This window comes from Simiduia curdlanivorans (genome assembly GCF_030409605.1).
Taxonomy (GTDB): domain Bacteria; phylum Pseudomonadota; class Gammaproteobacteria; order Pseudomonadales; family Cellvibrionaceae; genus Simiduia; species Simiduia curdlanivorans.
Genome location: NZ_JAUFQG010000006.1, coordinates 64,524 through 83,638 on the forward strand (window position 1 = coordinate 64,524; position 19,115 = coordinate 83,638).

Below are 19,115 nucleotides of genomic sequence, written 5' to 3' on the forward strand. Positions count from 1 at the left end.
TACCTTTAAGTTTCAATAGAATAAGCATAGCTAATAACCGACTGGATGCTAATCAGTCGGGCTATAACGGGTTATCGACTTAATGGAGGCCGACTTTAGAAAAATACCTCGAACTTACCATTATGTTGGGCATAACCGGTCAATTGTGGCGTTTATACCACTGTAGCTCTGGCTGAAGGGCGACAACACCACCAATAATAAGCAGTGTCGGGGCTTGAATGGATTCTTGCCTAGCGATTTGCGGGAGGCTTTCCAGGGTGCCAGTGTAGGTTTTTTGATCTGGCGTAGTGCCCTTTTCGATCAATGCTGCTGGGGTGGAGGCCGCCTTGCCATGCTTGATAAGGGCTTCGCATATGGCGGGCAGCCCCTGCAAACTCATGTAAAACACTAGGGTTTGATCATCCGCCACTAGCTCTGGCCAGCGAATATTGGTGGCATCAGCCTTCAAGTGGCCGGTGATAAACCTTACGGATTGGGCGTGATCTCGGTGCGTTAAAGGAATTCCCGCATAGGCTGCACAACCCGACGCTGCAGTAATGCCCGGCACCACTTCAAAAGGGATGTTATTTGCGGTCAGCAGTTCAATCTCCTCGCCACCGCGGCCAAAGATAAACGGATCACCGCCCTTTAAGCGCAGCACCCTTTTACCCTCTTTGGCGAGGTCGACCAGCATTTGGTTGATGTCGGCTTGTTCAACCGCGTGCTCGGCCCGCCGCTTGCCCACGTAAACTCTATCGGCGTCGCGACGAACGCGTTCCATGATGGGATCTGAAACCAGCCGATCGTAGAGCACTACATCGGCTTGCTGCATAAGCTGTAACGCTCTCAAGGTGAGTAAATCGGGTGCGCCGGGTCCGGCGCCCACCAAGTAGACCTCACCAAGGGCAGGCGATTGCTGGGCGACGTTTAGGTTTGTTGTTACCCATTCGTGAGCGGCGTCTTCTTTTTCTTGATAGACCAGGTTTTCCACTGGCCCTGCAATCAATTTCTCCCAAAAGTAACGACGCTGATTTTCGGGCAGTGCGCGTTTAACCTTATCTCTCAAGTTACCGCAAAAAGTCGCAAATTTGCCGTATTGCTCGGGCAAAAGCGTTTCCAACTGTTGTTTGAGTTTGCGCGCTAGAACAGGCGCTGCGCCGGCGCTAGAAATCGCCACAAGGATGGGGCTTCGATCAATAATTGCCGGCGTGATGATTGAGCACAAGTCTGGGTTATCAACTACATTTACGGGTAAATAACGGGCCTTACACAAGGCCGACACCTGTTTGTTCACAGCCGCATTATCGGTGGCACACACCACTAGGCAACAAGCCTCTAAATCGGCCGGTGCAAACGCCTTTTTCTGCCAAATACCTCTGTTGGTTGATACTAGTTGTTCAAGTTCGGCGAGGCATTCTGGGCTGATTAAACGAACAATGGCGCCTGCCTGTACCAGCAGCCTGACTTTGCGTAGGGCAATTTGACCTCCGCCGACAACCAATACAGGTTGCTGGCGGAGGTCGAAGAAGAACGGAAAGTAATCCATTAGCCGATAGACTTTTTACCAGCCATATAAGGCTGTAATACGTCTGGAATCAGGACGCTTCCGTCAGCCTGCTGGTAGTTTTCTAGAACCGCCAAAAGCGTGCGCCCCACCGCTAAACCTGAACCATTTAAGGTGTGCAGTAGCTCAACTTTATTGGTTTCGGCATTGCGGTAACGCGCCATCATGCGCCGGGCTTGGAAGTCTCTAAAGCTGGAGCAGGAGGAAATCTCGCGGTATTTATCTTGGCTAGGCACCCAAACTTCGATGTCATAGGTTTTGGCTGCAGAAAAACCGATGTCGCCACCGCACAGTATGACCGTTCTATAGGGCAAACCTAGCTTGGTTAAAATGGCTTCCGCGTTACCTAGCAAACTCTCTAGTGCTTCATCAGACTGCTCAGGCTTTACAAACTGCACCAGTTCAACTTTTTCAAACTGATGCTGGCGGATAAGTCCGCGAGTATCGCGCCCGTGTGAACCTGCTTCACTTCTGAAACACGGCGTGTGGCACACCAATTTTAGCGGCAGCTCGACTTTCGCCTCTAAGATCTCGTTGCGTAAAATATTGGTAACCGGCACCTCGGCCGTGGGAATTAGGTAGAGCTCGCGCTCATCGGTTAACTTGAACAGATCTTCTTCGAACTTAGGTAGTTGACCCGTTCCGTACAACGACTCTTTATTAACGATAAAAGGTACATAAATCTCTTCGTAACCATGCTCATTTTGATGGGTGTCGAGCATAAACTGAATCAGTGCGCGATGCAGCTTTGCTAAGTCGCCACGTAAAATGGAAAAGCGTGCACCGGTCAATTTCGTGGCTGTTTCAAAGTCGAGGCCACCTAGGCGCTCACCCAATTCCACGTGGTCTTTGATGTCGAAATCAAACACGCGCGGTGAACCCCAGCGCCGCACTTCAACATTGTCGTCTTCGCTTAAACCCTCGGGCACTTCGTCGGCGGGAATATTTGGCACACCGGCTAAGAAAGCGTCCAGCTCCACTTGCACGCTAGAAAGCTCAGTTTCGGCGCTCGTCAACTGTGCTTTAAGGTTTTCAACTTCAGCTAACAAAGGCGCTATGTCTTCGCCCTTAGCCTTGGCCTGGCCGATAGACTTCGAACGAGTGTTGCGCTCTTGCTGCAGCGCCTCTGTGCTGGCCTGAATCGCTTTACGGCGTTCTTCGAGTTGAGAAATAGCCTTAATATCCAGCGTATAGCCACGCTTTTTCAGTTTTTCGGCAACTTCTTCTGGGTTAGTTCTTACATATTTTGAGTCAAGCATGAAAAGGCATTCTCGTAACGCGTGGTTTACAGATATTCGCTGCTGATCTTAATAGCGAGGGAAACCGCAATGATACAGGTGGTCACGCTGAGTAGTACATAGCCAGCGGCAGTAAATAGGTCGCCGTTGCGCATCAGGGCAAAGGCGTCTAGAGAGAAGGCAGAAAAGGTGGTAAAAGCGCCGAGAAACCCGGTCATAATCAGGTGGCGCAGCTCAGGCTGAAAATTGCCCCGCTCGATCAATATCACATAGGCAAGGCCCATGAGTATGGAGCCCAGCACATTGGCAACCAGCGTAGCCAAGGGAAATCGCAGTTCAAAAATGGGGAATAACCAAAGGTTTAAGCCGTATCTCGCCATGGCCCCTAGCGCGCCGCCGCAGGCAATCATTATCCAAATCATTGCGTTATCCCTAGCTTAATCAGATTCATAACTTTAACTCGGGCCAGCGCTTATGCTTACTGGCCTGGTCCAGCTCCTTGAGGCGCTGCAACTTCTCGGCGATTTTGATTTCCAAACCGCGGTTTGAGGGCGTGTAATAGCGTCGCGCTGCTATTGCCTGCGGTAGGTAATTTTCGCCGGCGGCATAGGCATCTGGTTCGTCGTGGGCGTAGCGATATTCGGCGCCAAATCCATTATCTGCCATCAGCTTCGTCGGCGCGTTGCGCAGATGCAAAGGCACCTCGAAGCTCGGGTCGGCTTTGACATCGGCCATGGCCTTGTTGAAGGCCTTATACACGGCATTACTTTTGGGTGCGCAAGCTAAATAAACCAAGGCTTGTGCTATGGCTAATTCACCCTCGGGGCTGCCTAAGCGAGTTTGCACATCCCAAGCCGCCAAGGCCAAATCTAAGCCCCGCGGGTCTGCATTACCAATGTCCTCGCTGGCCATACGCACCACGCGTCGGGCAACGTACAAGGGGTCACAGCCACCGTCTATCATGCGGGCAAACCAATAGAGTGCGCCGTCGGCACTGGAGCCTCTAACCGATTTGTGCATGGCGGATATTTGATCGTAAAACTGCTCACCGCCCTTATCGAAGCGCCGGACATCACTGCGCAGCACGTCGGCCAACGCGCTCGCCGAAAGAGTGTGCTGGCCGTCGGCTTGCTCTTCGGCAAGATCTGCTGAAATCTCGATTAAATTAAGTAGCCGCCGCGCGTCGCCGTCTGCCACCTCGCAAAGTGAGTCTTTTAGGGCGTCGTCCAGCGATAAGTTCAACTTACCCAGCCCCAACTCCTTATCGGATAAAGCCCGTTCGAGTAACGCGAGCAAGGCTGGTTTTTCCAGTGGTTTTAGCAGGTAAACTCGGCAGCGCGATAAGAGCGCACTATTGAGTTCAAACGACGGGTTCTCAGTGGTCGCGCCGACGAAGATAAAGGTGCCATCTTCGACGTAAGGCAAAAAAGCATCCTGCTGACTTTTATTAAATCGATGCACTTCGTCGACAAACAGCAGGGATTTTTTATTCTGTACTTGGGCGAGCTGTTTGGCCTGCTCTACCACATTGCGAATGTCCTTCACGCCGGCCATCACTGCCGACAGGGTAAAAAAATGCGCATCCACTTGATCAGCCAAAAGTTTCGCAAGTGTGGTTTTACCCACGCCCGGCGGCCCCCAAAAAATCATCGAGTGTATTTGGCCGCTGGATAAAATCTCACGCAATGGCTTACCCGGCCCGAGCAAGTGCTCTTGGCCAACATACTGAGCTAAGTTATTTGCTCTTAAACGCGCGGCTAGTGGTTGGTATACACGCTTGTCGCTATGAAATAGATCCTTAGTCATTGCGAATGACGTCAGTTCCTTTGGGTGGTGTGAAATCAAAAAGCCCGTCGGCTAGCACAGGGTTAAGTGTGACGCCGTCAAAAACAAAAACCGTGGTGTTACCTATTTTGTCGACGAAGGACATGCGCGATAACACACCGGCAGTAAAACTGGCACTTATTCTGGTGAACGCCGCTTTGGTATTTTTGCTGGTTAACTCAAAGGCTGCCACATTTGAATCCGCAGATGCCGCTTGTAAGATTGTGAATTGATCTTTGAGCTTTTTGGCGTCGCCACTGAGCAAAAGTGCTGGTGTTTGTTGGCTATCGGCATCAATCGCAGAGATGCTAGCCTGCTCTAGATCGGCGTCGTATAACCAAAGTTCTTGGCCGTTACTGATCAGCTGCTGGGGGAAAGGCGATTCGGTTAGCCATAAGAATTTACCAGGCTTTTTGACTGAGAATGTGCCTTGACTAGCCTGTAACTGTTGGCCTTTAACATCAACTAAAGATTGTTCAAATTGCCCAGTTGCCGCGTTCATCCCGCCCAGTAATTGAGTGAGATCTTTTGCTGGCTCTGCGCCAACATAACTCGGCGCCAAGAGATAAAAGGCACAACTAAGCTGGGCGAATAATCTGAACATAAAAATCCTTTGTGTGCATAAATGTGCTTACTAATGCCGCGGCGGCGCAGGCGCCAAGACTTCGCGACTGCCGTTGGTACCCATGGACGATACGACCCCCGCTTCTTCCATGGCTTCAATCAAACGCGCGGCGCGGTTGTAGCCAATGCGCAACTTACGTTGCACCGAGGAAATCGAAGCTTTACGTGTTTCGGTGACAAAGGCCAAAGCTTCGTCGTACAGCGGGTCTGATTCACTGCCGCCCTCCTCGTCGCCTTCGGTTGCCATACCCGGCACCGGAATACTATTAACGCTTTCATCGACAATTTCATCGAGATAATTGGGCTTGCCGCGTTTTTTCCAATCAGCAACCACCGCGTGCACCTCGTGGTCGTCAACAAAGGCGCCGTGTACACGAATGGGAACCGAGGTGCCGGGAGGCAGATAAAGCATATCACCGTGACCGAGCAATTGCTCCGCGCCACCTTGGTCGAGAATGGTCCGAGAGTCGATTTTTGACGACACTTGAAAAGCGATACGCGTGGGTACGTTGGCTTTGATCAAACCGGTAATCACATCCACCGAAGGCCTTTGCGTCGCCAAAATAAGATGGATACCCGCCGCCCTCGCCTTCTGCGCGATGCGCGCAATGAGTTGTTCGACCTTTTTACCGACGATCATCATCATGTCGGCAAACTCGTCAATCACAACAACAATGGAGGGCAAGGTCTCCAGATCCGGGGCCGGGGCTTCCGCGTGACCCGCTTCAAAATGTTCTGACGCTACCCACAAAGGATCTTTGATAGGCGCGCCAGCTTTAATCGCGTCTTCTACCTTTCGGTTAAAACCCGCCAAGTTGCGAACGCCTAGCCGCGCCATGAGTTTATAGCGCCGCTCCATTTCCCCCACGCACCAGCGCAAGCCGTTAGCGGCGTCTTTCATGTCCGTTACCACCGGTGTTAACAAATGCGGAATATCGTCATAGATAGAGAGCTCCAACATTTTGGGGTCAACTAAAATCAACCTCACTTCCTTGGGGGTAGATTTGTACAGCAGGCTTAGCAGCATGGCGTTAACGCCGACGGATTTACCCGAGCCAGTAGTACCCGCAACCAGCAAGTGTGGCATCTTGGCAAGATCAGCGACTACTGGCTGACCGGCAATATCATGCCCTAAGGCAAGCGTCACCGGAGACTTGGCCTTGTCGTAAGTTTCGGAGGCCAAGACTTCACTCAGGCGAACCATGGCCCGATGCTCGTTGGGAATTTCAATACCAACCACCGATTTACCGGGAATAACCTCTACCACACGCACGCTAATAACCGCCAAGGATCTTGCGACATCCTTTGCCAAGTTGGTAATGCGAGAAACTTTCACCCCGGGTGCGGGCTGAATTTCGAAGCGCGTTACCACGGGGCCTGGCAATACCGAAACCACTTCGGCGGTGATACCAAAATCCGCTAATTTCAACTCTAATAGCCGGGAAAGTGCCTCGAGATTCTCTTTACTGTACCCCTTATCGTTACTGTGATCGGCCGCGTCTAACAAGCCAATTTTGGGCAGCTCACCATCCACCGTGGTATCGACAAACAAAGAGCTCTGCTTCTCTTTTTCTACTCGAGGGCTGGGGATTTTTTTACGGATTGGCTGCTCAATAACAATGGGCTCGCGCTTTTCCTGCTTTTCTACCTGCGCAGCTATCGCTTTACGGCGCACTTGTTGTGATTCTTGCACCCGGGTTTTCTCTTGCCGAGTGTCGCGATAGGTGCGAATGCGGTTGGAAACCCGCTCGATCAGTAACAGGGTAATGCGACCGGTTTGATCCATCAGCTTTATCCAGCTGAGGTCGGTAAATACCGTTAAACCGAACAGCAAGCAGGCGAGCAAAATAAGGCTGGTACCAATAAAGGAGAAAGCGCTGTCGAGTGCATCGGACACAGAAGCGCCCAGCAGCCCTCCTTCTGAAAAAGGTAAGTTGGCGTCTCCGGTTTGGTGCAGGGCAATTAAACCGGTGCCGCCAATAACCAACAACGCCAAGCCGAGTAAACGCAAAGCCATCAAAAGCCCATCAAACTCTCTACCGGCTTTGCGATCGCGAAAGATAAGCCAGGCGCGCCAGGCCAGGAGCCCAGGGAATAAATAGGCCATATAGCCGAATAGAGACATGCAAACATCGGCCAACCAGGCGCCAAAAGGACCGCCGGCGTTGACCACAGTGCGATTCATGCCCGTGCTGGACCAGCCTGGGTCGACCGGACTGTAGCTAACCAAAATGATCGTTAAAAAGACACAGAAGACCGAAAGTACGATCAAGGTACCCTCAGTTATTGCCCGACCGACAACCTTAGTTGCCGGTGGCGTCTGCGTTTGCTCCAGGTTTTTCAAAGCGTACCGAACCCTTCTTGATTGCGCGCCCCGCGCTTAAGTGGAGCGTGATGAAAATTATTAACTTACACAAAATCAATATGTTATACGCCTTTCTTAATGTAAAGAAAAGCAATAAAATCACACTATAGTCACCAATTATCCGCTAGATAAATAGATACAATTAGCTAATTTGCACGATAACCCTAGAATTCGGCAGCATTGCCCCCATCTGGGATACAGCGCGTTTAAATCTTTCAATAGGATGCATTCATGAGCGACACCAAGCACCATCGCCTCATTATTTTGGGCTCAGGCCCTGCAGGCTACACCGCGGCTATCTATGCTGCGCGAGCAAATCTCAAGCCCGTGGTCATAACCGGCATGCAGCAAGGCGGCCAGCTTACCACAACCACCGATGTTGAGAATTGGCCAGGTGGCGTTCACGACCTGCAAGGCCCTGATTTAATGGTGCAAATGCAACAGCACGCCGAGCGCTTCGATACCGAGGTCATTTTTGATCACATCGATTCGGTCGATCTGCAACAGCGTCCTTTTACGCTCAAGGGTTCCAGCACCTACACCTGCGATGCCTTAATCATCTGTACTGGCGCTAGCGCCCAGTATTTGGGCCTCCCCTCAGAGGAAGCCTTCATGGGTCGCGGTGTCTCCGCCTGCGCAACCTGCGATGGTTTTTTTTACCGCGATCAGAAGGTTGTGGTGGTTGGCGGCGGCAACACAGCCGTTGAAGAAGCCTTGTACCTCTCTAATATTGCGTCGGAGGTGACATTGATTCACCGCCGCGACACCTTGCGCTCAGAAAAAATTCTGCAAGACAAGCTGTTCGAAAAGGCCAAAAATGGCAATGTGACCCTGATGTGGAACCACACCCTCGAGGAAGTATTGGGCAATGATTCCGGTGTCAGCGGTGTGCGGGTAAAGAGCACTAAAACGGGTGAAACGCAGGATCTGGACACCCAAGGCGCATTTATCGCGATCGGGCACAAGCCCAATACCGATATTTTTGCCGGCCAACTGGAAATGAAAGATGGCTATATCGTGGTTAAGTCGGGCTTAAACGGTGGCGCAACGGCAACTTCGGTGCCTGGCGTATTTGCCGCTGGCGACGTCGGCGATCACATTTACCGCCAAGCGATTACCTCCGCCGGTGCCGGCTGTATGGCGGCGCTGGATGCTGAGAAGTATCTGGACGACTTAGCCTAATCAAAATCAGGTAATGCGGATAGCGAGGTAAGTTGAACGTTGATTCCCTTCCTGCCTCCTATCCCCCCTCAATTTCCCTCCACCCGCTTTGCCTTAAGTGACCCGAATGGGTTGCTTGCCGCGGGTGGCGGTTTATCGCCCGACTGGCTCCTCGCCGCTTACCGCCGCGGCATCTACCCTTGGTACAACGATCCCGGAGAAATCTTCTGGTGGTCGCCTGCGCCACGAATGGTCCTGCTTCCCAGCCACATTCATATTTCTAAAAGCCTGAGAAAGTTTTTAAAGAAATCGCCCTTCACCATTCGCTTCGATACCGCCTTTAAAGAAGTGGTCGCGCGCTGTGCTGATAGCCGAGACGACACCTGGATTTTGCCCGAGATACAAGCTGCCTATTGCCGGTTACACGCCCTTGGCCACGCCCATTCTGTCGAGTGCTGGCAAGGCGAAGCCTTGGTGGGTGGCCTCTACGGCGTGCATCTGGGCCAGCAATTTTTTGGCGAGTCTATGTTTTCGACCTCTACCAATGCGTCTAAAGCGGCCCTTGTCGCCCTGTCTCGTCATTGTCAGGCGTGGGAAATTTCCGCTATTGATTGCCAAATGCACACCCAGCATCTCGAATCCATGGGCGCCCAGCTCTATGACCGAGACGCCTTTGAGGCTATGCTTGAAGGCTGTGATACCCCCTCCAAAGCCGATTGGTGTTTTCGATCAGAGTGGATGAATGTCTAGTTCCATCAACATAAAGCTATTTTCTACCCATCCGCACAAGTGCAGTTATCTGGCTGATCGGGAGGCGACCACGGTGTTTGTCGACCCGGATGCGACCATGGATAGTGCTTTATACAGCCGGCTTTCAGAACTCGGTTTTCGTCGCTCCGGCCAGCACGTATACCGGCCGCAATGTGCCGAATGCAATGCCTGTACGCCGGTTCGCATAAAGGTCGAGGCGTTTGCTTTAAATCGCCAACAAAAACGCACCCTTAAGCGCAACAACGACCTGACACTAGAGCTGCTCGAGCGCATTGATACCGACGAATGTTATGCCCTCTATGAAGCCTACATTAATGTTCGGCATCGAGATGGCGACATGTTCCCGCCCACAAAATCTCAATACAACGGCTTCCTGACCGCGCAATGGGGAGCAACCCGGTTTCTCGCGGCCAGACTTAACGGTCAACTGGTTGGTGTGGCCATGTGCGATGTATTGGCCAATGGGCTATCAGCTGTTTACACGTTTTTTGATCCAAGCCTTACCAAGCGCAGCTTAGGGGCTTGGTTTATTTTGCAGCAAATCGCTTGGACAAACCGGCTGGGCTTGAGCCACTTGTACTTGGGCTATTGGATCAAAGACTGCCAAAAAATGAGCTACAAAACACAATATCAGCCGCTGGAGTACTTTAAAGGCGGCTTTTGGACCAGAATATCGTCAAATTGAGTCAAGCTGTCCTTGGCGGCCGAGTCGAATTAGTGCACAATTGCCGCCTTTCCGAGGTTGGCCTTATTTTCCGGCCGAAGTTGCATCAAAGAGGATATTGCCGGATGGCGCGTGAAGATCATATAGAAATGGACGGTGAAGTGGTTGATACCCTTCCCAACACCACATTTAAAGTTAAGCTAGAAAATGGCCACGTGGTCATTGCTCACATTTCAGGCAAAATGCGGAAAAACTACATCCGTATTCTCACCGGCGACAAAGTGAAAGTTGAGCTAACCCCTTATGATCTATCCAAAGGGCGCATCACCTACCGCGCACGTTAAGAGCCCGTGATTTTTACCAATAGAAAAGGCAGCTAAGCTGCCTTTTTTATTGCCCGAGCACTGCTATTTTTCCCTCGCCGTCACTTATAAACTTCCGCAACTACAAGCGATCAAACAAACTCAATTGACTAATACGCACGAATGTCGATTGTGCAGCCTGCATGATCAGCTCCTGTTTCGATAGCCGACTTGCCGCTTCAGCGTAATCCAAGTCTTGGAGCTCAGATAACACCTCCTTGCTAATCAACTCAGTATCCAAGTGAAGATCCCGCGTGGTGTCAATGGTATTAAATCGTGCACCTAACTGACTGGTTTTTTCCAATATGTTAGTTTGGGCATTGGCCAGATTACCTAAGGTGGCATCTACTATAGATTTCAACAACGCCTTGCTATCGGCACTGGAGGTAACGGACTTCATTGCATCGGACAGCCGCGCTAAGGTCAGCAAAACATCTTGGTTGTCAGTACTGTCGATAAACACCTGATCGCCACCCACGGCTCGCTGGCCATTGACAGAAGCAGAGCCAATAACGGTATCCAGTCCCATCACGGCACTGATATTCGCCGTTCCGCCCTCAACGCTAAAATTGACTCCAGTGGGCATGGCAAAACCAGCACCGGTAACCGCGATACCGAGATTGGCCAGTTTTGCCGCGTTGCCATTACCTGCACTGTTGAGCATGGCCGCGAGGTCTGTGGTATTGGTGACATTGCCATCGAGCACAAACGTTTCCGACCGACCGCCTACATTCACGGTGAAGGTTTCATTCCCAGGCGCAGTAAAATCAAAAGGAAAGCTTACGGCGAAATCTGTACCGAAGTTTCTGGTTGCTGCGACTGGCGGCAAACCAGACGCCGGCTCGCCAATCACGGCAAAGGTGACACCGGCCACCTCTATGGCACTACCGCTGACAAATGCTTGATTGGCAACCAGCACCTCACCCGTCGCCCGATCGGTAACCGTATAGTTTTTGGCCGATGGCACAACGGCTGAATCATGATTAAAGGTAACCACCATATCTTTTGGATAAAAACTATTAAACTCCTCTTGATCAACAACCTGCCCCACACTCACGGCTATGGGTGGAACGGAGCTATTGGCAGCGCTAACACTGGTTCTAAACGTCGGGTTAACAGAGTCCACGTCCATGAAGATCGCTTTGCCGTTGTCGCTCACTGCAATTTTGACGCTTTCCGAAATTTTAACTAATTTCTGCCCATCGTCGCCGCGGTATTCAAACTGGCCCTCGCCCAAGCGAACAAAGGGCTGGGTATTGCCCTTATAGCCGGCAAATATATAGTCGCCGTTGGCATTGCGCGAGTTAACCAGATTTACCATTTCATCCAGTCGTGAATCTACTTCTGCTGCTAGCGCTTTGTAGTCATCAGGTGTCAAGGTTGCTGTATTTCCCGCCTGCACACTCAACTCTTGAATGCGTTGAATTAACTCCAACACACCATTCAGGGTGGTTTCCTCAAGTTGAAGATCATTTTCTGCAGAATTAATATTCTTAGTAAATTGACTAATGCGGCCGATACTCTCATTTAGCTGCATAATTTTTGTAGCAGCAACTGGGTCATCGGAAGGCTTCAATACTCTAAGCCCCGTGGATAGCTGCTCTTGTGTTTTAACCATTGCGACACTGGCATTACTGATACCGCGATTAGCGATATTGAACATTTCAGAGGTAGATACACGCATAGTTTTTTACCTAAAAGCTGCTAAGCAAGCGGTCAAACAAATCCCTAGCAACGGATATTGCTTGCGCATTGGCATTGTAGAGTTGTTCAAATCGTATCAAATTGGCGGCCTCTTCCTCTAAGTTCACACCCGAAATCGAATCTCTTAAGGTCTGACTCTGCGAGAGAATCTTTTCCGCCGCATCGCGATTTATTTTGGAAGACGCTGTTTTCGTCCCTACCTCTTCCACCACTTTTCCATAGGCGCTAGAGAAGGTATTTTTTCCGCCATCGACAATTCGCTCGAGCTCCAAATCGACCATGTTCAACGCATTGCGATTGTCCGCAGACGCGTCAAGGTTAAAATCCAAGGTAAATACGTCACCCGTTACAGGGTGACCGTCGATAGAAGCTTGAATACCCACGTACTTTGATTGTTGAAAATTCGCCGCGCCACTATTACCAAATAATTGACTAACCGTCGGCAAAGTCGTCATGGTATAACCCTCGGCGAGCGTTACATCCACTCTGCCACCAACCACTACGCCGGACTGAACGCCAGGGCCATTAGCGGTTAAACGCATTTGGCTATTAACACCATCACCCACGTCGACGGTGTTGCCGGCTGCTGCCGTTAAACGGAAATCTAAATCGTCACCGAGGCTCGATGTCACACTAAGGCTGGTTCGGCCGGTTGACGCGTCCACGTAAACTGACGCATAAACACCGACGGCGCTTAAGCTACTGTTGGCACCAATTCGGTCGTTCAGATAATTGATAAAGGCGGGCTGATCGGTAGCGGGGTCAGGGATATTATTGGCTAGGACACTCGCTCCGGTGTTGGGATCGATGACATATTCAAGTAGATTTTCACCGTTGAGCGTTAACTGTAAGGGCTCTACTCTGGTAAGGTTTAGGTTATCAATTTTTACATGGGTGTGGGCCGTGGCGGTGACACCAGCAATATTTGACAAACTGCTCGCTAATAAACGGGCGCTGCCATTCTGAGTTGTTGTCAGCGACGTGGTGACAGGTAAACCCGTGCTCGGGCTCACACTGTTAATACGAATGATTTCAGAAGGATAGCGATTTCCGACCACACCTTGCCCGGAAACGCCACTAGCGCCGCCCGCAGTAGTAAATGCAGCGCCTTCAACGTTAAAGCCCAGTAAATTATTCGCTTGCCCAGCGGGTGCGAAGTCAGCATTGCCATCAGGATCGCCATTATAATTCTGCAATGACACATCACCATAACCCAGGCTTCTCATTCGAAACGCTAACTCGCCATTTTGATCTATGTAGGCCACAACATTGGATGCGGCTAAATCGTCGTTAATATCGGCCAGCAGCGACGCGTCATCTAGAATTGAGGGGCTATTAATGGTGACGACAAAGGTGCCATCGTTTACACCATTGAGTGTATTACTCACCACAACATCGAAGGAAAACTGATTTGTGGTAGCCGAGAAATCGAAGACACCATAGTTTGGCGCTACCGCTCCCGTTGGCTGTAGCGACGCTTGCAGTAACGGCGAGCTTCCACTCGGCAAGCCTATGGCCCTACCGTTTGAGCTTACCAATGTTGAACCAGGGTCTTCAGAAAACAATGGATTGGACAGGCCTGGCACGAAGCGTTGATTGCGAATGGGTGGATCTAGCTGAACCGGATTTCCAGGATCAGAGTTGTCTAAAATGTCATAACTGGTGGGCGTGGTAAATTTTACGATTAGCGGAGGTGAAAATTTACCGGCATCTGAAAAAAGCGGCAGCAAATTACCGTTTGCATCGGTGGTGGATAGCACTTCACCAGCACTAATCGCACCATTGCCTTGGTTGGCCAAGCTACTATCGGTAACCACTGGCGACGCGAAGGCGATTTCCTCGGTACGAGTAATTTGCGCATCGATGGAGCGTGCCCCCAAGCGCGTTGGCTGAAGTAGGAATCGATCGCCATTGGTGAAGGAGCCACCAGAAAATTCCAACGACAAACCATCAAACTCAACCTCAAAAGGAAATGACGTTGCCATAATGCCTTTTGCTGCAATACTATCATCACTCAATTTGGTAATGGTGTAGGTACCACTTGGGCCCATCTTCATCTCGTAATCTGACGCGGTTAAAGATGACACATCCACTATATTCAGCATCAGTCGACGATCGTCTGGCGGCAAATTTCCCGAGCTGGCTTTTACCCTCGATGCGGCAACCAGAGGATCATTGGCATCGCTGAAAAAGTCAGCGCCAAAGTCACCATTTAGGTCGAGGCCTTGGGTGTGAATCTCGTTGAAGGACTCGCCTAACACTATGGCTAAACGACCAATTTCATTAATGGCTGGGTCGAGTATTTGATCGCGAAACTTTAACAACCCACCAACACTACCACCGCTAATCAAATCGGTAATACGCTGCGGCCCATTGTTGGAATCAAAGACAATATCGGACTTGGAGGCGTCTAACAGCCCATCCTCAATGCGCAAGTTGCGGGAAGTGGCGCCCACGACTAATGGCTGACCATTGCCAACGAGCACGTTGATTTGATTATCACCTTGATCAAAGGTACTCACCGAAACAAATGTCGCTAATTGCCGCAGCGCCTCATCCCGTTGGTCGAGTAAGTCATTCGGCTCGGCTCCCTGCCCTGCACCGAAGGCCAGTGAAATTTTCCCATTGAGCTCGGCAATAACCGATGTCAGTGAATTAATTTGCGCAATGGCCGTGTCCAGTTGCTGGGTTATTCCATTATTCAACGCATTAAATCGGTCGTAGAGTGTGTTGAAGCGCGTGGCCAGATTGCTCGCTTCGCTGACAATTAATTGACGAGATGGAATTGAGGTTGGATCATTCGCACCGTTTTGAACGGCTGCAAAAAAAGTTTGTAGCCCTGCAGCTATACCCGTAGAAGGGTCTGAAAGTAATGAGTCCACCTGTTGAATACTGTCATTGAAGGTGTCGAGCTCACTGTACAGCGTGGTATCAGAACGGAGCTGATCAATGGCGAACTGGCTCGCGATGCGTTCAATGGAATCCAAGCTAACGCCGTTACCGGCATAATTTCCACCCAATAAGGTCGCAGGGTTGGTTACCGCCAAAGCTCGCTGACGTGAAAAGCCAGCTGTATCCGCATTGGTAATATTATGACTCGTGGTTTTCAGCGCAGATTGGCTAAATTTTAAACCACTGATACTGATTCCTAATAAGTCGGCCATTGTATTTTCATCGCCCCGGGTTATCGAGAGTTACCGGTATAACACCGGCATCACATTAATAACTAGAGCAACTTTCGAGCCAATGCCTGCTGCAAAACGGGATTGCTTGCGATACGCGCAATTTTATCTGCGTAATGAGGGTCGGTTGCATAGCCTGCCGCTTGCAGGGCCGTACCGTAATCTTTCGGCGAACTTTGGCCCAGAACATGTTGATAGCGCGGCGAATCGCTTAGAAACGACATGAAGTCAGAAAATGCGCTAGTGACCGAGGGGTAAACCCTGAATTTCGCCTGCTCGAGTGTCGCTAAACCTTCGTCAAACTCTTGCACCACACGGGAAATAGTGTCGCCCTGCCAACGGGTACCCGCTTTAATGTTGAAAAAATTATAACTGCTATTACCGTCGGCGTCGGCCAGGGTGTGTTGGCCCCACCCGGTTTCCAAAGCAGCTTGCGCAATCACCGACTCAACCTTTACCCCGAGTTTGTCCGCCGCCTCAACTGCAACATCATAGATATCATCGACAAAGCTAGAGATTTTTTCTGTCACGTCTAATGGCTGAGCTTCAACGATTGGGGCTATCTGTTCAGTGCGAACTTGGGCCGAGTTAGCGTAAGCGGTAGAATTCTGATTTTGCTTGGCACCCGTGCTGGCCACCACCGGGTCGCGCGTCTCAGCGCTTCCGCCCGACGGCAATTTACTGCCGTATTGCGCTTTCATTTGATTAAATAATGCCTCTGCCAAACCTAGGCCAGAGCCCTTCGTCAATTCCAAGGACATTTGTTGATCCATCAAGTCCCGGTGAAATTTCATTTCATTGGATTGATCGTAGTTGCCTTCGGAAAACACATCTTCGGTGGCGCGCATGGTTTTCAATAATTGCTGTACAAACAACGCCTCAAACTGCTTGGCAACCTCCTTAAGCGCCTGCTCATCACCGTTGCGGCCCATCTTTTTAATGCTATTTAAACTATTGAGATCAGTAAAATTGTCGCGAAGCTGTGTCGTGGTATTGACGAAGTTAGTCATGAATCGCTCCGATTAGATCACAATAAGTTCTGCGCGCAGCGCGCCCGATTGTTTCAGCGCCTCGAGAATGGCCATCAAATCTCCTGGGGCTGCCCCCACTTGATTCACGGCGCGAACGATATCGTCCAAGCTGGTACCGGAATCGAATTTGAACATAGGGTTAATATCCTCTTCCACGCCAACGTTACTCTGCGGCACAACCACGGTTTGTCCCTCGCCCAAGGCATTGGGCTGACTAACTTGTAAAGATTCGGATACGGTCACGGTCAAACTACCGTGAGTCACCGCAACTGGAGACACCCTGACATGCTGACCAACCACAATGGTGCCGGTGCGAGAATTAATCACTACCCGGGCCGGCTCCTCGCCTAAAACGACCTCAATATTTTCTAACAGCGACAAAAAGTTAACCCGCTGGGCAGGGTCAATTGGCGCCTGCACGGCAATGGAGACAGCGTCTTTAGGGGCGGCAACATCTGGCCCAAGCAGGCTATTAATGCTTTCAGCGACTTGCTTGGCGGTGGTGAAATCTGGCCGATGCAAATTGAAGACAATGGCGCGGCCATTATCGAATTGATTGGGCACTTCGCGCTCCACCATCGCACCGCTGGGAATGCGGCCAACACTGGGAACATTAACGGTCACTTTCGAGCCGTCATTGCCTTCGCCGCCAAAACCGCCCACCACTAAATTGCCTTGCGCAACTGCGTAAACTTGGCCATCAATGCCTTTTAATGGCGTCATGATCAGGCTGCCACCGCGTAGACTTTTAGCGTTACCAATAGAAGAAACCGTGATATCTAGGGTTTGCCCTGGCTTGGAAAAAGGTGGCATTTCCGCGTGCACTGTGACCGCTGCAATATTTTTTAACTGCAGTTTAATACCCTGGGGTAATGCGATACCAAACTGATTTAACATGTTCATAAACGATTGTACGGTAAAGGGCGTTTGATTGGTTTGATCACCGGTGCCATTCAGGCCAACAACTAAGCCGTAACCCACCAGCTGATTGCTTCTAACCCCTTCGACATTGGCAATATCCTTAACTCTTTCTGCTTGCACATGAGCGCATAGCAACAAAGTCGATAAGACCGCGATGCCAGCGATAATATTTTTCATAGTGGCCATACCGGTGAGTTAAAGAATTGCGCAAGCCAACCCATTTGACCGGAATCTGCCAGCGGGCCTTTGCCTGCGTAACTGAGCCTGGCGTTAGCCAAGCGGGTGGATTGGATGCTGTTGTCGAGATTGATATCTTCGCGCCGCACCATACCACTGACGCGAATAAACTCTTCACCTTGGTTCAAGGTTATCCATTTCTCGCCGCGAATGATGAGGTTGCCATTGGGTAACACGTCGGTAACCGTCGCCGTAATGTTACCTTGCAAGCTATTACTTTGATCTGCATCCGACTCGCCATTAAAGTCTCGATCGAGTTGGGTTTCTGTATCGAGTGTGTGCTCGCCGATTCGCGGCGTGACGCCTAAAATGGAGCCCGTAAAGCTGTTATCCGACTCCTTCTTAACGCTTACACCGGACTTTTTGCTGCCAGTCGTTCTTTCATCTAAAACGATGGTAATAATGTCGCCCACTCTGGTTGCCTTGCGATCATCGAAGAACGACATACTGTAATCGCCACGGTAAAGAGAACCATTTGTCGGTGCCGTTGGCATGGGTGCATTAGTCATGACCGGCGCATAAAACGGATCGTTAGGTGACGGTGGCGTAGCAACAACGCAGCCCACTAAGCCGGCGGCGAAAAAACTGATTATCATTAATCTTTGCAACATCATGGCATTACTCCGGCTGTTACAAATTCTGAGTGATAAACTGCAGCATTTGATCCGCGGTAGACACAACTTTGGAATTCATTTCGTAAGCACGCTGTGTGGTGATCATGTTGACCATCTCCTCCACAATGTCGACGTTCGAGTTCTCTAACGTACCTTGCAATACTTCGCCTAGCCCGTCTTCGCCCGGTGTACCCGCTTGTGGATTACCGCTCGCGGCAGTCTCCAGAAATAAATTGCCACCAATGGCCTCCAGACCAGCTGGGTTAATAAAATCCACCAGTTGGATATCACCCACTTGCTGAGCATTTGGGTCTCCCGGTACATATACATTCACAACGCCGTCGGTACCAATAGTGATTCTGTTGGCATCATCTGGAATGGTAATAGCTGGCTCCAACAACAAACCGTTAGCGTTAACAATTTGACCATCCGAATTTAAATGCAGCTGACCATTTCGGGTGTAAGAAATTGTGCCATCGGGTCTTAACACCTGCATAAAGCCGCGACCATTAATAGCCACATCTAGCGACTGATCGGTAACCTGCAAGCTACCGGTGGTAAATTCCTTTTGAGTGCCAACCACGCGCACACCTGTACCGAGCTGTAAACCAGAAGGCAACTGAGTATCCTGGGTCGTTTGCCCACCCGGTTGGCGTTGAACTTGATACAGCAGATCCTCAAACACCGCGCGATCGCGTTTATAGCCAACAGTCGATGCGTTCGACAAGTTATTCGATATGGTGGTTAATTGTTTATCGTGGGCACTAAGGCCTGTTTTACTGACGTAGAGTGCAGCTAACATAATGGCTTGTCTCCGCTTTCAATGGTGTGTCGACTCAATCTAACAGTCGATGTTTTTGCCTGCCGAGCAGCT

Annotated in this window: 16 protein-coding genes; 4 read left to right on the forward strand and 12 right to left on the reverse strand. The window is 50.5% G+C overall.

Going from position 1 to position 19,115, the window contains the following annotated elements; translation table 11 throughout:
• Positions 1–139: 139 nt before the first annotated feature.
• Genes cysG through QWY82_RS14190 form a run of 6 tightly spaced genes read right to left on the reverse strand, consistent with a single transcriptional unit; the run spans position 140 to position 7,573 of the window.
• Entirely contained in the window at positions 140–1,525 is a 1,386-nt protein-coding gene (gene cysG, locus QWY82_RS14165) for a siroheme synthase CysG (RefSeq protein ID WP_290263636.1), read from the reverse strand.
• Positions 1,525–2,802 carry a serine--tRNA ligase gene (gene serS, locus QWY82_RS14170; RefSeq protein WP_290263638.1) on the reverse strand — a complete coding sequence of 426 codons (1,278 nt, stop codon included), beginning with the start codon at positions 2,800–2,802 and terminating at the stop codon, positions 1,525–1,527. Before serS ends, cysG begins: the two co-directional genes overlap by 1 nt.
• A 26-nt stretch (positions 2,803–2,828) precedes the next feature.
• Positions 2,829–3,203, reverse strand: a complete 375-nt coding sequence (gene crcB, locus QWY82_RS14175) for a fluoride efflux transporter CrcB (RefSeq protein WP_290263640.1) — start codon at positions 3,201–3,203, stop codon at positions 2,829–2,831.
• A gap of 25 nt (positions 3,204–3,228) precedes the next feature.
• Positions 3,229–4,587, reverse strand: a complete 1,359-nt coding sequence (locus tag QWY82_RS14180) for a replication-associated recombination protein A (RefSeq protein ID WP_290263642.1) — start codon at positions 4,585–4,587, stop codon at positions 3,229–3,231.
• Positions 4,580–5,209, reverse strand: coding sequence for an outer membrane lipoprotein periplasmic chaperone LolA (gene lolA, locus QWY82_RS14185; RefSeq protein WP_290263644.1), 630 nt, complete (start codon positions 5,207–5,209; stop codon positions 4,580–4,582). The genes QWY82_RS14180 and lolA overlap by 8 nt, the downstream gene beginning before the upstream one ends.
• 30 nt (positions 5,210–5,239) lie before the next feature.
• Complete coding sequence (locus QWY82_RS14190; RefSeq protein ID WP_290263646.1) at positions 5,240–7,573, reverse strand: DNA translocase FtsK; 2,334 nt, start codon at positions 7,571–7,573, stop codon at positions 5,240–5,242.
• Between the two features lie 252 nt (positions 7,574–7,825).
• Here QWY82_RS14190 and trxB point away from each other — a divergent pair, with 252 nt between their 5' ends.
• From trxB to infA, 4 genes are all read left to right on the forward strand, one after another.
• Positions 7,826–8,776, forward strand: a complete 951-nt coding sequence (gene trxB, locus QWY82_RS14195; RefSeq protein ID WP_290263648.1) for a thioredoxin-disulfide reductase — start codon at positions 7,826–7,828, stop codon at positions 8,774–8,776.
• Between the two features lie 111 nt (positions 8,777–8,887).
• Positions 8,888–9,505: a leucyl/phenylalanyl-tRNA--protein transferase gene (aat, locus tag QWY82_RS14200; protein ID WP_290265707.1), complete on the forward strand. Its 618-nt coding sequence runs from the start codon at positions 8,888–8,890 to the stop codon at positions 9,503–9,505.
• The gene (locus QWY82_RS14205) at positions 9,498–10,211 is read left to right on the forward strand and encodes an arginyltransferase (RefSeq protein ID WP_290263650.1); all 714 of its coding nucleotides are present in this window, start codon (positions 9,498–9,500) and stop codon (positions 10,209–10,211) included. The genes aat and QWY82_RS14205 overlap by 8 nt, the downstream gene beginning before the upstream one ends.
• A gap of 104 nt (positions 10,212–10,315) precedes the next feature.
• On the forward strand, positions 10,316–10,534 hold the full coding sequence (gene infA, locus QWY82_RS14210; protein ID WP_290263652.1) for a translation initiation factor IF-1: 219 nt from the start codon (positions 10,316–10,318) through the stop codon (positions 10,532–10,534).
• Between the two features lie 100 nt (positions 10,535–10,634).
• On the opposite strand, the gene flgL is transcribed toward infA, so the two are convergent.
• The 6 genes from flgL to flgG form a co-directional block, all read right to left on the reverse strand.
• Complete coding sequence (flgL, locus tag QWY82_RS14215; protein WP_290263654.1) at positions 10,635–12,236, reverse strand: flagellar hook-associated protein FlgL; 1,602 nt, start codon at positions 12,234–12,236, stop codon at positions 10,635–10,637.
• 10 nt (positions 12,237–12,246) lie between these two features.
• A complete protein-coding gene (gene flgK, locus QWY82_RS14220) occupies positions 12,247–15,420 on the reverse strand; it encodes a flagellar hook-associated protein FlgK (RefSeq protein WP_290263656.1) in 3,174 nt (1,057 codons plus the stop codon).
• A 62-nt stretch (positions 15,421–15,482) separates the two neighbouring features.
• A complete protein-coding gene (gene flgJ / locus QWY82_RS14225) occupies positions 15,483–16,448 on the reverse strand; it encodes a flagellar assembly peptidoglycan hydrolase FlgJ (protein WP_290263658.1) in 966 nt (321 codons plus the stop codon).
• A gap of 12 nt (positions 16,449–16,460) precedes the next feature.
• Positions 16,461–17,567: a flagellar basal body P-ring protein FlgI gene (locus tag QWY82_RS14230; protein WP_290263660.1), complete on the reverse strand. Its 1,107-nt coding sequence runs from the start codon at positions 17,565–17,567 to the stop codon at positions 16,461–16,463.
• The gene (gene flgH, locus QWY82_RS14235; protein WP_290263662.1) at positions 17,564–18,241 is read right to left on the reverse strand and encodes a flagellar basal body L-ring protein FlgH; all 678 of its coding nucleotides are present in this window, start codon (positions 18,239–18,241) and stop codon (positions 17,564–17,566) included. The genes QWY82_RS14230 and flgH overlap by 4 nt, the downstream gene beginning before the upstream one ends.
• A 16-nt stretch (positions 18,242–18,257) precedes the next feature.
• Positions 18,258–19,043 (reverse strand): flagellar basal-body rod protein FlgG, encoded by a 786-nt coding sequence (flgG, locus tag QWY82_RS14240; protein WP_290263664.1) that lies wholly within the window; start codon positions 19,041–19,043, stop codon positions 18,258–18,260.
• Between the last annotated feature and the right edge of the window lie 72 nt (positions 19,044–19,115).